11 protein-coding genes are annotated in these 15,353 nt (G+C 37.3%); 3 read left to right on the forward strand and 8 right to left on the reverse strand.

The genetic code is table 11. The annotated features are described in order from the left end of the window. Positions 1-41: 41 nt before the first annotated feature. Together IWB64_RS08415 and IWB64_RS08420 are read right to left on the reverse strand one after the other, a co-directional pair. On the reverse strand, positions 42-956 hold the full coding sequence (locus IWB64_RS08415; protein ID WP_194533593.1) for a GYDIA family GHMP kinase: 915 nt from the start codon (positions 954-956) through the stop codon (positions 42-44). After that, complete coding sequence (locus IWB64_RS08420; protein WP_194533594.1) at positions 953-2,275, reverse strand: hydroxymethylglutaryl-CoA reductase, degradative; 1,323 nt, start codon at positions 2,273-2,275, stop codon at positions 953-955. Before IWB64_RS08420 ends, IWB64_RS08415 begins: the two co-directional genes overlap by 4 nt. Positions 2,276-2,429: 154 nt before the next feature. Between IWB64_RS08420 and IWB64_RS08425 the strand changes: the two genes are divergently transcribed. Both IWB64_RS08425 and IWB64_RS08430 read left to right on the forward strand, forming a co-directional pair. Continuing rightward, entirely contained in the window at positions 2,430-4,607 is a 2,178-nt protein-coding gene (locus IWB64_RS08425; RefSeq protein ID WP_194533595.1) for a S9 family peptidase, read from the forward strand. A gap of 130 nt (positions 4,608-4,737) precedes the next feature. Continuing rightward, positions 4,738-6,108: a peptide MFS transporter gene (locus IWB64_RS08430; protein WP_194533596.1), complete on the forward strand. Its 1,371-nt coding sequence runs from the start codon at positions 4,738-4,740 to the stop codon at positions 6,106-6,108. Between the two features lie 21 nt (positions 6,109-6,129). Here the strand turns inward: IWB64_RS08430 and IWB64_RS08435 are convergent, their stop codons facing one another. From IWB64_RS08435 to surE, 6 genes are all read right to left on the reverse strand, one after another. Then, positions 6,130-8,148 (reverse strand): ComEC/Rec2 family competence protein, encoded by a 2,019-nt coding sequence (locus tag IWB64_RS08435; protein ID WP_194533597.1) that lies wholly within the window; start codon positions 8,146-8,148, stop codon positions 6,130-6,132. Further along, positions 8,149-8,697: a C40 family peptidase gene (locus tag IWB64_RS08440; RefSeq protein WP_194533598.1), complete on the reverse strand. Its 549-nt coding sequence runs from the start codon at positions 8,695-8,697 to the stop codon at positions 8,149-8,151. Between the two features lie 64 nt (positions 8,698-8,761). Next, positions 8,762-10,612, reverse strand: a complete 1,851-nt coding sequence (locus IWB64_RS08445; RefSeq protein WP_194533599.1) for a DUF885 domain-containing protein — start codon at positions 10,610-10,612, stop codon at positions 8,762-8,764. 29 nt (positions 10,613-10,641) lie between these two features. After that, a complete protein-coding gene (gene lpxB, locus IWB64_RS08450) occupies positions 10,642-11,760 on the reverse strand; it encodes a lipid-A-disaccharide synthase (protein WP_194533600.1) in 1,119 nt (372 codons plus the stop codon). Between the two features lie 89 nt (positions 11,761-11,849). Continuing rightward, positions 11,850-12,134 carry a hypothetical protein gene (locus IWB64_RS08455; RefSeq protein WP_194535838.1) on the reverse strand — a complete coding sequence of 95 codons (285 nt, stop codon included), beginning with the start codon at positions 12,132-12,134 and terminating at the stop codon, positions 11,850-11,852. Positions 12,135-12,201: 67 nt separating this feature from the next. Next, on the reverse strand, positions 12,202-12,978 hold the full coding sequence (surE, locus tag IWB64_RS08460; protein ID WP_194533601.1) for a 5'/3'-nucleotidase SurE: 777 nt from the start codon (positions 12,976-12,978) through the stop codon (positions 12,202-12,204). Between the two features lie 191 nt (positions 12,979-13,169). On the opposite strand from surE, the gene IWB64_RS08465 reads away from it, so the two are divergent. Then, the gene (locus IWB64_RS08465) at positions 13,170-15,314 is read left to right on the forward strand and encodes a carboxy terminal-processing peptidase (protein ID WP_194533602.1); all 2,145 of its coding nucleotides are present in this window, start codon (positions 13,170-13,172) and stop codon (positions 15,312-15,314) included. The last annotated feature ends 39 nt before the right edge of the window (positions 15,315-15,353 follow it).

The following is a 15,353-nucleotide window of genomic DNA, read 5'->3' on the forward strand; positions in this document are numbered from 1 at the left end:
AGAGTATAAAAAAAGAGCCTTTCATATGAAAGGCTCTTTTTTTATAGCACTATTTCTAAATAGGGTATAACTGTATGATAGCCTTTTTTTGTAAAATAGTCAGGTGTATGTTTATTTCCGGTAGCTAGGACAAAATCTCCTCCCCAAGCACCTAAACTTTTAATTATTCCAGGATAGTCAGGAAAAAGCTGTTGTTTAATGGTCTTGGTTTGTAGTATTTGGGCCAAAAGTATTTCGTGGCGTTCCATTAATGTCTCAAAAGTAGCTAAGTCTTCGCTTTTTGCTATCTCTAAAGTCAATCTTGTTATACTATCTGTGAGTCTGTGAACGTCGAAATCCATTTTCCGATATTGGGCAATACCTTCTCTGCTATTTTGTTTTTTATCAAGGTGAATAAAGAAAAGGGATTTCTTGAATTTTGGATTAAAATCTATTGCAGTCACTGTTGGAACTTTGTCTTTTACTTGATAAAGAATGGGACTATCGTTTTGAGCGCATGCAATGTCATAACCACTTCCTGAAAAAGCATTCCATAAAAGTTGGAAAGCATCTACCTCTGCCCATTGGGCAATATTGTTTATAAATGTTGATGATGAGCCTAGTCCCCAATCTCGAGGAAAATCTAGTTTGGTCTCAACTTTGAAACCTTCTGTACCCGATAAAAAATTAGGATTCAGTTTTTTTGCTTCCCTTAGGAGGTTAAAAAGAACTCCGTCTACTGATTCTTCTGAGGTTTCTTTTTTGCCTTCTAGTATTTTATCAATGTTTAGAGAGGTCGTAAACCAAGTTTCACCTTCATTATCAAGACTTTTCCAATCCAGTTTTTTAGTTTGGTTAGTTGTTATTTTAAGGAATTGACCATATTTTGTGGGTACAGCAAGGCCTTTGGCGCCATCTAGTATAGCATATTCGCCTGTTAGGAGTAATTTTCCGTTACTGTAGAATTCTTTTGTCATTTGGTGTTCCTGAGCTTTTCAAAAGCTTCTACAACCGCATTGTGGGTAGCAGGGTGCTTTTTAAAATGATGGGTCAAGATTTCCTTTTCTTCATCCGTAGCTCCCAATTGGTTTAAAATGTTCAAAAGGTGCATTTTCATGTGCCCTTCTTGAATACCTGTCGTGACCAAGGAACGAACAGCAGCAAAGTTCTGTGCCAATCCGGCAACTGCAACAATCTGCATCAACTCTTTTGCTGATGGTTTTCCTAATAGCTCCATAGCTAGTTTTACAAGAGGATGAAGACTTGTAAGTCCGCCTATAGTACCGAGTGCCATGGGAAGTTCAATCCAGAATCTGAAAATACCGTTTTCTATAGTGGCATGGGTCAGGCTGGTATATTGCCCGTCTTTGGCTGCGTATGCATGTATACCAGCTTCTATGGCTCTAAAATCGTTCCCTGTGGCCAATACAACGGCATCTATACCGTTCATGATGCCTTTGTTGTGAGTTACGGCTCTGTGCGGTTCAACTTGGGCAATATTTACTGCTTGCACCATTTTTTCGGCAAACTGTTGTGATGTTTCTGTGTTTCCGTTTTTCAATTCTGTAACGGGGCAGCTTACTTCGGCACGAACAAGGCAGTTGGGAACATAATTAGATAGAATACTCATCACTATTTCAATTGCCTTTTCTTCCTCTGTGAAAATAGAAAACGATTGTGCCTCGGCTTTAAAAGTTTTAGCAAATTGTTCCAGACATGAATTTATAAAGTTGGCACCCATGGCATCCAGTGTCTCAAAGGTGCAATGCAATTGGTAATAGTTGTCTAGAGCATCTGTTTTGTCACGTAATTCTATATTATTGATTCCGCCACCTCGTTTTTCCATGTTTTTGGTAATGGAAGAGGCATCGGAAAGAAGTTTGGAGAGTACTTGCTCAAAGAAAGACATAAGGTGCTCTTTACTGCCATGGTACATAAAATGTACTTGTCCTATTTTTTCAGTACCCAGAACCTCGGTTTTAAATCCTCCTTTATCCAGCCAGAATTTAGCGGCTTTACTTGCGGCAGCTACTACAGAACTTTCTTCTATAGCCATTGGTATGGCATAGAGTTTATCGTTTATTAAAAAATTGGGTGCTATACCAAGAGGCAGATAATAATTGGTTATAGTATTTTCTATAAACTCATCATGCAATTTCTGCACATCTTCGTTAACGTTCCAGTACCTTTTTAATAGAATTTTTGCTGCTTCTGGATCGGCTGTGTAGTGTGTTGTTAGCCAATCTATTTTTTGATTTTTAGTCAGTTTTGAAAATCCCTCTATGGGCTTGGTCATAGCATTTGGTTTCGGTCAGTAAAGATAATGATAATCGTTTATACCTAAGATTGCGATAAAGCGCGATAAAACAAGGGATTTTTATGATTTAAAGTTTATTTCTTTGTAAAATAATCACTAAACTTGGGCGATTTAAATCTTTTTATAACATTCTATGCGAAAAATAGTTTTAAGCGTCTCTTTTGTCTTCGTCTTTTTGGCGTTTTCTTATGCACAAAAGAAGCAAGTTACAGTAGAGGCAGTCTATGGTGGTGAATTTTCAATTGAAAGACTCGATGCGCTGAGGTCCATGAAAAATGGCAAGCAATATACCATCTTAAATAGAGGTGAAAACGGAGTTACTACTATTGATAAGTTTAATTATGCTACTCAGAAAAAAGTGGAAAGCATTGTTAGCTCAGCAGATTTACCAGAGATTAATACTTTTAGTTCATACCAATTCAGTGATGATGAATCTCAGGTATTATTAGCTACCGAACTAGAACCGATTTTCAGACATTCTACGCTCGGTATTTTTTATGTGTTCAATTTAAAAACAAAAAAACTTACCAAAGTTTCTGACACAAAGATTCAAGAACCTAAACTTGCTCCTGACGGAACAAAGGTTGCCTACGTTGCCAAGAACAATCTATATCTGTTTGATTTGACTTCTGGAGACACAAAGCAATTTACTACAGACGGTGAAAAAAATAAAATAATAAACGGGGTAACGGATTGGGTATATGAAGAAGAATTTGCATTCGTCCGTGCTTTTGATTGGAATACCGACGGAACTAAAATTGCTTTCTTACGTTTTGATGAAACTGATGTTCCCGAATTTTCTATGGATGTTTTTGGAACGGATTTATACCCAACTCAAGAAACGTTCAAATATCCTAAGGCCGGTGAGGCAAATGCTAAGGTAAGTCTACATATGTATGATGTTAAGGCAGGCAGTACTGCTTCAGTTGATTTAAACGATGCCTATTATATTCCGCGAATAAAGTGGATGAATAATTCTAACTACTTAAGTGTTCAGACACTTAACAGACATCAAAACGATTTAAAGCTTTACTCTGTAGATGCAAAAAGCAATACGGCATCTATACTTCTAGAAGAGAAAGACAAGTCGTATATAGATATTACAGATAACCTTACCTTCTTAGAAGACGATAGCTTTATATGGACAAGTGAAAAGGATGGTTACAATCATATTTACCTTCACGATCAAGATGGTAATCTTATTACGCAAATAACAAAAGGTTCTTGGGAAGTAACGCAATACTACGGTTACGACCAGAACGAGGACAAGGTATATTACCAATCTACCGAAAATGGTTCAATTAACCGTGGTGTTTATAGTATTGAGAGTAGCGGAGCGAATAAAAAAGCTTTGGTAGCGGATGAAGGAACCAATGCTGCCGATTTTAGTGCAGATTTTACGTATTTCATTCATACGTATTCAAATTCCAAAACACCTCCTGTATACATGCTGCACAAAGCACTTAGCGGTAAAAAGGTAAAGGAGATAAAAAACAATAATGCCTTACTTGAAAAATTGAAGGGTTATGAACTGAGCGAAAAAGAGTTTTCTACCATCAACATAAATGGCAATGAGCTAAATATGTTTATGGTGAAGCCTAAGGATTTTGATGCTTCAAAAAAATACCCTTTGTTGATGTATCAATACAGTGGCCCAGGTTCACAGAGCGTATCCAATAGTTGGTTGGATGCTCGAGATTTCTGGCATCAACAATTAGCTTCTCAAGGTTATGTCGTTGCCTGTGTAGATGGCAGAGGAACTGGTTTTAAAGGAGCTGATTTTAAAAAATCGACATATTTGAACTTGGTTAAGTATGAAACTGAAGACCAAATTGCGGCGGGTAAAGAATTGAGTAAACTGCCGTATATAGACGAAAATAGAACCGGGATTTGGGGATGGAGTTTTGGTGGTCATATGGCAACAAATTGTATTCTTAAAGGGAATGATGTTTTTGAAACCTCCATTGCGGTTGCTCCAGTTACAACTTGGCGTTTTTATGATACCATTTATACCGAACGTTTTTTACGTACACCGGAAGAAAATCCTGCTGGTTATGATGAGAACTCTCCTCTTAACTATCCTGAAATGTTGAAAGGTGATTACTTATTGGTTCACGGTTCCGGTGATGATAATGTTCATGTTCAGAATTCAATGCGAATGATAGAAGCATTGGTGCAAGCTAACAAACAATTTGATTGGGCCATTTACCCTGATAAAAACCACGGGATTTATGGTGGCAATACTCGTGTGCACCTTTTTAATAAAATGACAAATTTCTTGGGCCAGCACCTTCTGCAGCCAAAAAAGTAAACGACCAAAACAACAAAGATTAGTGAAGGAAGTTCTTGGAGACAAGAAGGTGAGCCAGATTAAAAAAGAGTACTTTAATCAGTTTTTGAGCTAATCTCGATAGAAATCAATTTAACAAACAACGAAGTTTATGGCATTAGTAGAAAAGGCACCGCATGAAAAGGAGCTGTTCGGGCACCCGGTAGGTTTGTACATTCTGTTCTTTACAGAAATGTGGGAACGTTTTTCGTATTACGGGATGAGGGCTATATTAGTTTTGTACTTAGTAACTCAGACTTCTGAGGTAAATCCTGGTTTGGGTTGGACTAATAATGAAGCACTGGCACTTTACGGTTGGTATACCATGTTGGTTTATGTGGCTTCTATACCAGGCGGAATTATAGCTGATAGAATTTTAGGGCAAAAGAAAGCTGTTATCGTGGGGGCAATTCTTCTTGTTATTGGTCATAGTATTTTGGCAATTGAAGAAATGTGGGCATTTTATACAGGTCTAGGATTCATCATTTCTGGTGTTGGTATGTTGAAACCCAATATTTCCACCATGGTCGGAGGCTTATACAAAAAAGGAGATATAAGAAGAGATAAAGGGTTTACGATTTTTTATATCGGAATAAATGTAGGTGCATTTCTTTCGAGTTTGATAGTTGGATACGTGGGTGAAGTATATGGCTGGCATTATGGATTCGGACTAGCCGGTATCTGTATGTTATTTGGTCTTGTTCAATTTATTCTTGGTCAAAAATATCTCCATGGGGTTGGTGATTATTTGGGTAAATCGGAAAATGAGGAAGATAGGGAATCTTTGAAAAGACCTTTGACAAAAATTGAGAAAGACAGAGTTATCGTGTTGATTATATCTTTTTTAATGGTTATTGTATTTTTTGGAGCCTTCGAGCAAGCTGGTGGCTTAATGAATATTTACGCAAAGGATTATACCGATAGAATGTTCCTTGGATTTGAAGTACCGGCATCATGGTTTCAGGCTGCTAATGCATTCTTCATTATCACATTAGGAACCGCCGTTGCGGGCTATTGGGCAAAGCGAAAATTAAAAGGGAAGGAAGCATCTTCATTATTTAAAATGATAATGGGCCTTATAATAATGGGTACAGGATTTTTATTTATGACAGCTGCAACTGCACAATATCAGGCTACGGGTTCATCTGCTATGTATTGGTTGGTTTTGGCTTATTTGTTTCATACTGTTGGTGAACTTAGCTTGTCACCAGTGTCACTTTCATTTGTCACCAAATTAGCTCCTGCAAAATATGCTTCATTGATGATGGGTCTATATTTTGCTACTACTGGATTAGGAAATAAAGTAGCAGGGCTTTTAGGTGAGTCTGCATCACAGTTTGGTGAGTATAAGGTATTTACTGGAATAGCAATTTTCTGTATATTATTTGGTCTTTTAGTTGGTGTGTTTTTCAAAAAACTAAAAGCCCTAACCCATGGTGCAGAAGATGACGAAAGAGAAATGACAAATGCCGATGCTCTATAAGGAGCTAGGATACAGTAAATCTTAATTAAAATAATAAGCTCCCTTTTCGCCAGTTGCGTGAAAAGGGAGTTTTCTTTTTGAACAGGTTTGCTTCCATCTTTTAATATAAGAGGTATAGTTACTACCATCTGCAATAATATATTTTGGTTTTAGCGTAGTAATAGCTCTTTCAAGATTCAGTTTGGGAGATTGGGTAAGAATGAGATAATCAACAGGGGTTTCTTCATTTGGGTATACACTAAGACTATCAATAACCAAAACGGTCTTATCCTGCCACAAATAGCTGTTCTGAATGGTGGAGTAGGAGATGTTGGAAATTCGCTCAGCAACGCTGTAGTCCTCAATTATGTTAGTTAGACCCATGGTGTCGTGCGCTGTGACAGCTACAGTTCTTCCGTTTTGATGTATGAGCACTGTGTTTTTAGTTTGATGAGCAAGAAATAGTAGATTCTTTTCTGAAGTTTGATAGTCGGTATAAATCCCCCATAATTGAAATCCTATAACTAAAGTGGCAAGTGCGATAACTTTTTTAAAGTTGGGACGGGTGAATATAATCACACAACAAAAGAGAATTCCATATGCCAGTACCATTTGAATAGCATCAAAAGAGATGTTTTTAAAAATAAAAGCTTCCTGTTGGGCAACCCAGCCTATAGTCCAATTCATCCAGCCGATTAAAGTGTCATAGATAACCACCAAAAAATTGGGTAAAGCATCTATTAAAGCAAGCAAGATTACTAGAATACCCATTCCTAGAATAACTCCCAATGCAGGAACAATAAGCAAGTTACTAATAAAGAAAAGACCCGGGAATTGATGGAAATAAAACAAACTTATAGGTAGTACGCCCAATTGTGCAGCTATACTAACGGATAGTAGTTGCCAAATTTTTCGGACAATTTTGTTCTTTGGGAACCACAATTTCTGGAAAAGAGGATAGAGCCAAACTATGGCTAAGACCGCCGCATAACTCATTTGAAAACCTACTTGAAAAAGAAGGTTTGGGTTTATGACCAACAGGATGAAGAACATAGATAAAGCTAAAATATTAAATGTGTTCTTAGGCCGATTCAGATACATGCTATAGGCCACAAAAGAAAACATGGTAACAGCCCGAACTACGGATGCCGATAACCCTGAAAGCAGAGCGAATCCCCATAACAAAATAACAATGAAAACTAGTTTTAACGTTTTGCCTTTTGGAAGCCTTTCAATAGGTCGTAAAAGAAACTGCAGTAACAATAAAAGAATTCCGATGTGGAGTCCAGAAACAGCTAAAATATGAACGGCACCAGCATTTTTGTAATCTGTATAAGTCTCTTCTGAGATATCGTTACGTTGGCCAAGGAGTAAAGCCTGAATGATACTTAATTCGTCTTTTCCAAAACTAGCTTTTCGAAGTTGGGTGATGATATGGGTTCGCGCCTTTGCGGCCATACCATATACGGTAACTGAAGGTTGGTCAATTAGGATAAATTCTTCTTTGGTTAGCCTAAATTGATGTGATATCCCTAAATTTTTTAAGTAGGCTTTGTAGTTAAATTGATTCGGGTTTAGGGGGTCTTTTATCTCCTTAGGAGAGCCGTGTAAAACCAATTCGTCATCAACTTCAAGCTTTTGAATGGTGGAGTCAGTCGTGAAACTGAGCAAAATTTTTCCTTCTGAACATTTTTTGTCTAGTGTCTGTATTTTTGCGACATACCTATCGGAAAAGGAAGTTGGTTTCAATGCCTCAGAAACTTTAATGTGCCAGATGTGGTTGCCAGAAAAATCGTGATTAAGATAATGGTCGGCTTGGTTTTCTGGTAGAGAGAGCGATGAAGCTAAAATGCCAATGCAAAACGTTGTAAGAATCGCTAAATAACCAAAAATAGGGGATTCATTCTTTTTATCCCTAAAACGTAAAATACCTATAATTAAAAGAAGAACAAGACAGGTCGATAAGAGGAGGCGTGTGTCTAAATTGAAATAATTGCCAGCTATAATACCCAAAATCAGAACTAATGTAAGTTTGATTGGTATGAAGCGTAGTAACTTCATTTATAGAATTCGAGTAGCTTTTATAAATGCACTACTCCAATACCCTTCTCGAAGGGATGAAACCATTACCCCTCGCGACGAGGATGCATGAACGAATTTAATTTCATCGTTTTTCACAGAAACAACCATGCCAACATGATTAATACGTTTGCTACGTTTGCTGGTTTTAAAGAAAAGCAAATCACCTTTTACGACATCCCGCTTACGAACGTTTTTGCCTTCCTCAGCCATATGGTATGAGGTACGTGGTAGTTTAACGTCATTTTCTCCAAAAGCTACATAAAGTAGCCCCGAGCAGTCCATTCCTTTTTTAGTTGTCCCTCCGTACTTATATCTAACACCCGAAAATTTTAATGCGGAATGGATAACGTCATCTGCTTTAGAGTGCCTGCTAGAAGCGGATTTTCTAACCGGCACCCGCTTTCTTTTTGGAGTCTCGGTTCTAGCCGCCACTGTTATTTTGCGAGGTTGCCTTTGTGCTGTTTTCTTTTTAGAAGACCCACAACTGGTAACTAGGCAAATGAGAATAAAATATAGAATCTTACGCACAGGCAGAAGGGATTGGATTTTGTTTTTCAAAATTAATTAAATAATCTTTTAAAAATATGGGTTATTAGGCCGCCTGATTTACTTTTTTTGAGGTTTCTGTTATCCAAGCGTTCACTAATTCTTCTAGGATATTTAAAGGTAGAGCACCGTTCAGAAGCACTATATCGTGAAATTCACGAATATCAAATTTATCGTTTAGTTCGTTTTTTGCCTTTTCCCGAAGCTCTAATATTTTATTCATTCCCACTTTATAAGCAGTAGCTTGTGAAGGCATAACAATATGGCGTTCTACCATTTTTACGGCATCACTTTTTGCATTTGGAGTATTCTCCACATAATAATCGATGCCTTTTTCTCGTGTCCATTTTTTGGAATGTATTCCGGTATCTACTACCAATCTACAGGCACGCCACAGCTCCATGGCCAATCGTCCAAAATCAGAATATGGGTCGCTATACATTCCCATTTCCTTGGGTACTTTTTCGGAGTACAGGCCCCAACCTTCAATATAAGCAGTATAGCCACCCATTTTACGGAACATAGGAATGCCTTCCAGTTCTTGTGCAATAGCAATTTGCATATGATGCCCAGGAATACCTTCATGATAAGCTAAGGCTTCCATTTGGTAATTGGGCATTGCCATAATATCATACATGTTTGCATAATAGGTTCCGGGTCGAGAGCCATCTATGGCAGGTTGTTGGTAAAAGGCTTTACCAGCTGCCTTTTCTCTAAAAGGCTCAACCGCCTTTACAATCATTTTGGCTTTAGGTTTGGTTAGAAAAAGCTCATCTAGCCTGCTTTTCATGCTATCTATAATCATAGTAGCTTTTTTCATGTAAGCATCCCTACCTTCCTTACTATCTGGATAATAAAACTGCTTGTCGTTTTTCATAAAGGTGAAAAACTCCTGTAAACTTCCTTCAAAACCTACCTTGTTTTTGATAGCTTCCATTTCAGAATGAATACGTTCTACTTCAGAAAGACCCAACTCATGTATTTCTTCCGAAGTCATCTTGGTCGTAGTGGTTCTAGCCAATGCATTGTTGAAGAATTTTTCGCCGTTTGGAAATTTCCAAGCACCATCATCATTATTTGCTCTCTTGGCTTGTTCTTGCAAAAAAGATATTAATTTTTCATAAGCAGGTTTTACTGAAGACACTAGTGCTTTCTCGGCGCTTTGTATGAGTGTGTTTTTTTCTTCCTTTTTGATATCTAAAGCGTTTACCTTTTCCGAAAAATCTTTTAGTAACGTACTTTGTTTATTGCCAGTTTCAAAAGGCTGTCCTTTTAATATATTATTGCATGATTCCAATACTTTTGGAAAAACAAATTTAGGTAGCATTATACCTGCTGCTTCGCGTTCTTTTAACCCTTCAATTGTTTGGTCAAAAAATATTCCAACACCATTTAATCTTGAGACATATGCTTCGGCATCACTTTTATTGGTGATTTTATGCATGTTTATCAAAAATGAAGGAACTTGGGAATGAATTCCGAACATTTGATTTACAGGATAAGTATATAGGCGATATTGGTAGTCTTCAATTTCATTCTCAAAATGTTGTACCGCCAATCTATAGCTAAGTTTTGTTGGCTCATCTAAAACATTTAGGTAGGTAGAGTCTTTCAGGAAAGCCAAACGAGATTTACTACGTTCTAGTTTTTTCTCTTCTGCATTTTTTGATAAATCGTCCCATTTGTCATAATCGGTCTTGTCGCCCAAATATGTTTGTGTCATGGGAGATAATGCAACGTCTTCATCCCATTGTTTCTGAAACCAGTCGTTCAATGATTTGGAGGCACTTGCCATTTCTTCAAGTGATACTGTTTCCGTCTTATTGTTTTCCTGTTTACAATTAGTGGTAAGTAGGACAGCAAAAATTAATAGAACCGAACTAGTTTTGTATTTCATGGATAAGTATTTTTCTGGTAATGAAGTTATTAAAACTCGGCATTTTGAACAATCAATTCGGCAGCTTTAACACTTGCTCCTCTGCCACCCAACTTTTTTTCTAGCTCATTGTAGGCTTGAATTTGTGTTTCGCGAGATGGTCCTTCAAGTATTTTATTCAGCTCGGTTCGTAGATTCTTGGTGGTCAAATCGTTTTGAATAAGCTCTTTTACAACCTCTTTTTTCATAATGAGGTTCACAAGAGAGATGTACTCTAGAGTAATAATACGCTTGGCAATCTGGTAGGATAACCAATTGGCTTTATAACATACAACTTGAGGTACTTTAAAAATAGCAGTTTCTAATGTGGCAGTGCCGCTAGTGACCAAAGCTGCATGAGATATACTCAAAAGGTCGTATGTTTTATTAGCTATGAAATTTACGTTTGGGTTTTTGAGAAAAGGTTGGTAAAAATCTAGGTCAAGACTAGGTGCCCCAGCAATTACAAATTGATACTCAGAAAAATCTTTAACTACCGATAGCATTAAGGTCAGCATTTTCTGGACCTCTTGCTTCCGGCTTCCCGGTAATAGGGCAATAATTGGTTTTTCTAAATCCAAATTATTATCCTTTCGGAATTGCTGCTCATCCACCGGGTTTCTATCTTCAATGGCATCAATAAGCGGGTGGCCAACAAAGTTAACAGGGTAATTGTGTTTATTTTCGTAAAAATCCTTTTCAAAAGGAAGAATAACATGCATGGCATCAATATCTCTTTTGATGTCTTTAATGCGGCCTTCCCTAGAAGCCCAGATTTGGGGCGAAATATAGTAGTTGGTCTTGAACCCTTGTTCTTTAGCCCATTTGGCAATACGTAGATTAAAGCCAGAGTAATCAATAAAAATAATAACGTCCGGCTGAAACTTCTGAATATCGGCTTTGCAAAATTTAATGGCTTTAGCTATTGTGCCCAAATTCATCAGTACTTCTAGAAAGCCCATAAAGGCCATCTCCTTGTAATGTTTTACCAAAATGCCCCCTGCATTTTGCATAAGGTCACCTCCCCAAAAATGGATATCTGCACTAGGGTCTTTAGCTAAAAGGGCTTTCATGAGGTTGGAACCGTGAAGGTCTCCTGATGCTTCGCCTGCTATTATATAGTATTTCATTACAAATTAGATACAGTTTATACCTGCCCTTTAAAAGGAGAACTCGGTTAGGGGGGGATTCGTATGTCCCTTTCCGTTAAATTTACAGCTTAAAATATTTTATAGTATAGAATTACCAGTGCTGTAAGAAGTGTGGCTATTAGAACACCTTTAGCCCTGTTGTCTCTTCTTATGCGCAAAAAGCCAAAGAACGCAACAAGATTTAAAATAGCCCCTAAGGCCAAAAGACTGCCAACATGACCTTGTTGTACTGCCGCCTTAAATGTGTCAGCTATACCAAACTCTGAAAATAGTAAAATATAGAGCAGGGTGCCAATGGTGTTGGCGATAATCCCGACTATAAATCCAATGGCAAGTTCTTTTTTAACGTTCATGTTTTTTAAGTTCATTCAATGGTATTTGGTCTTGCAAAGGTATGCTTCTGGGGTAAATAATGGTAAGCTATTTAAATTGCCACCCGTTCAATTGTTGAATTGCATGATGTGCAGTAAGATCAAACTGGGTAGGTACAACAGATACATAATTATTGGCTAACGCCCATTCATCAGTATCTTCTCCTTTGTCCAGTAATTCAAATTCACCTGTTAGCCAGTAGTAATCCTTTCCACCTGGGCTAGTCCGTTTATCAAATTTCTCTTTCCAGTTGGCACGTGCCTGTCGGCAGATTTTTATTCCTTTAATTTCTTCTTTTTTAGCTTTTGGAATGTTCACATTCAGTACAACGCCTTTTGGGATTCCATTAGCTAAAGATTCGCTAACGATTTTTTTAATTATTTCTGCGGCTTGGTCAAAATCGGCATGCCATGAGAAATCACAAAGAGAGAAGCCAATTGCGGGAATACCTTCAATACCGGCCTCAATGGCAGCACTCATTGTTCCAGAATAAATAACGTTTATAGAAGAATTTGATCCATGGTTAATCCCGCTTACACAAATATCTGGTTTACGGTCCAGTAATTCTTGGAGAGCCATTTTTACACAATCTGCTGGTGTACCGCTACAACTATGTTCCTCTAAGGCACCGTGTTTTTCGTCCACCACAATTTTATTTGCAAACAATGTATTATCTATTGTTATGGCATGACCTTGACCCGATTGTGGACCGTCTGGTGCAACCACCACAACATCGCCTAATTCCTTCATGTACCGTATCAGAGCGCGTATTCCCGGAGCGGTAATTCCATCATCATTCGTAACTAAAATTAAAGGTTTTTTCATACCAAATACTTTATGGGACAAAAATACGTTTACAGAACACAACGACCTAAGTTCGTTTAACAAAAAATTAGTGTATTAGCTCAAAAGGTGGCATGGTTTTTTCAGTATCTTAGGGAATTCATTACTTTTAAGTATGAAAATCTCAATCTTCCCCAAGATTGGCCATTTTAAAAATTTCGAAAAAAAAATATATGAAAAGGAATCTTGCCTATTCTCTTTTGGTAATGCTAATATCGGTTGCTTCGTGCAGTTTTACCAATCAGTCTTTTGAAACCGATGATAAGGACAAACTGCTTTTAGACTTAATTACTTATGTACTGGAAAAGGGTCATTATGAGCCCAAGAACATTGACGATGATTTCTCGGTAAGTGTTTTTGAGGATTTTATTGATGTTTTAGACCCTACTAAAAGATATTTCTTGGAAGAGGACATCAATGAATTTGAGCAGTACAAATTTCAATTAGACGATCAAATCAAAAGTACGGACATCTCTTTTTTCAACCTTGTATACGATAGACTTATACAACGTATGGAGGATGCTAAAGTAATGTATAAAGAGGTTTTGGAAAAACCTTTTGATTACAATAAGAAGGAAAGCATCAATATAGATTACGAGAAAATGAGTTTTGCAGCTTCCAAAAAGGAGTTGAAAGAGCGTTGGAGACAACAACTAAAATATGCAACTTTAGGAACATATGACTCTAAAATGAAAGGAGTTAAAAGAGGTGATACTGGTGATGGAAAAGAAGGTTCTGAAAAGTCAAAACCAATGACGCCTAAAGAAGCAGAAAAATCTTCCAGAGAATCTACACAGAAGACTTTAGATGAATTTTTTGATTTTGTAAATGATCTTGAACGTAAAGATTGGTTTGTGCAATACATAAATACTATTGTAGATGAATTTGACCCACATACGTATTATTTTGCTCCGGATGAAAAGGACAAGTTTGATACCAGTATGTCTGGAAAATTTGAAGGTATTGGTGCGCGTTTGCAGAAAAAACCGGAAGGAGCTAAAATTGTAGATATTATTTCTGGAGGTCCTGTATGGAGAGATGCGCGTTTAGAAGTTGGTGATCAAATTATGAAAGTGGGTCAAGGAGACGAAGAGCCAATTGACATTGTCGGTATGCGCCTAGATGATGCCATTAAACTAATTAAGGGACCAAAAGGGACTGTTGTTGCACTTACAGTTCGTAAAATAGACGGATCTTTAGATACGGTAGAACTTACAAGAGATGTTGTTGAGTTGGAAGAGTCTTTTGCTAAGTCAGCAAATATTATCAAGAGCGATGAGAAATTCGGTATTATTGACTTACCTAAATTCTATGTTGATTTTGATGATTACACAGAAAGAAACGCGGCTTCGGATGTTGCTAAAGAAGTAGAAAGATTAAAAGAAGAAGGAGCCGAAGGTCTTATTATAGATTTAAGGGATAATGGTGGCGGATCGTTAAAGACCGTTGTTGAAATGGCAGGTCTTTTTATAAAGGATGGCCCAATAGTTCAAGTACGTTCTTCTGGAAAAGGTAAGGATGTTTATGATGATAAAGATGAGCGCATTCAATGGGATGGCCCACTTGTAATTCTTGTTAATGAATTATCTGCTTCTGCTTCTGAAATTTTGGCTGCTGCTATGCAGGATTATAAGAGAGCAATTGTTATTGGAAGTAAGCAAACTTTTGGCAAAGGAACCGTACAGAATGTAATCCCTTTGGATAATATAGTACGAAGCAATGAGCATGGTGACTTGGGAGCTATTAAATTAACTACTCAGAAGTTTTACCGTATAAACGGTGGTTCTACTCAGTTAGAAGGGGTGAAGAGTGATGTAATCGTTCCGGACAAGTATAGTTATATTGATTTAGGTGAAAGAGATCAAGCAAACCCTTTAAAATGGGATAAAATTTCTCCAGCGGATTATAAGGCATGGGACGGTTATATAGATTATGAGCAAACTGTTGCTAATAGCGCTAAGAGAATGGCTGGAAATGCTCAGCTTAAATTGATTGAGGAGAATGCCAAATGGTTGAAGTCTGAAAGTGATGAAATGGAAATTTCCTTAAACTATGATGCCTATCGCGCAGATGAACAAGAGCACAAGAAAAAAATGGATTACTTTAAAGCTATAGGCGAATATGATTCTAAATTGTCTTTTGAATCCTTGAAGTATGAAGAAGAATTGTTTACGAAAGATTCAGTATTGCGTGAAAAGCGTGACAGATGGCACAAAAATTTAGCCAAAGATGTTTATGTTGAAGAAGCTGTAAATGTTCTTGAAGATTTAAAGAACAATAGTCTAAAACACGGTAAATTGGCCGCTGTAAAAGGATAATAATATTAAATTGAGAAGCCCTGGTACTGTAAAGTATCA

Source organism: Zobellia nedashkovskayae (assembly GCF_015330125.1).
Taxonomy (GTDB): domain Bacteria; phylum Bacteroidota; class Bacteroidia; order Flavobacteriales; family Flavobacteriaceae; genus Zobellia; species Zobellia nedashkovskayae.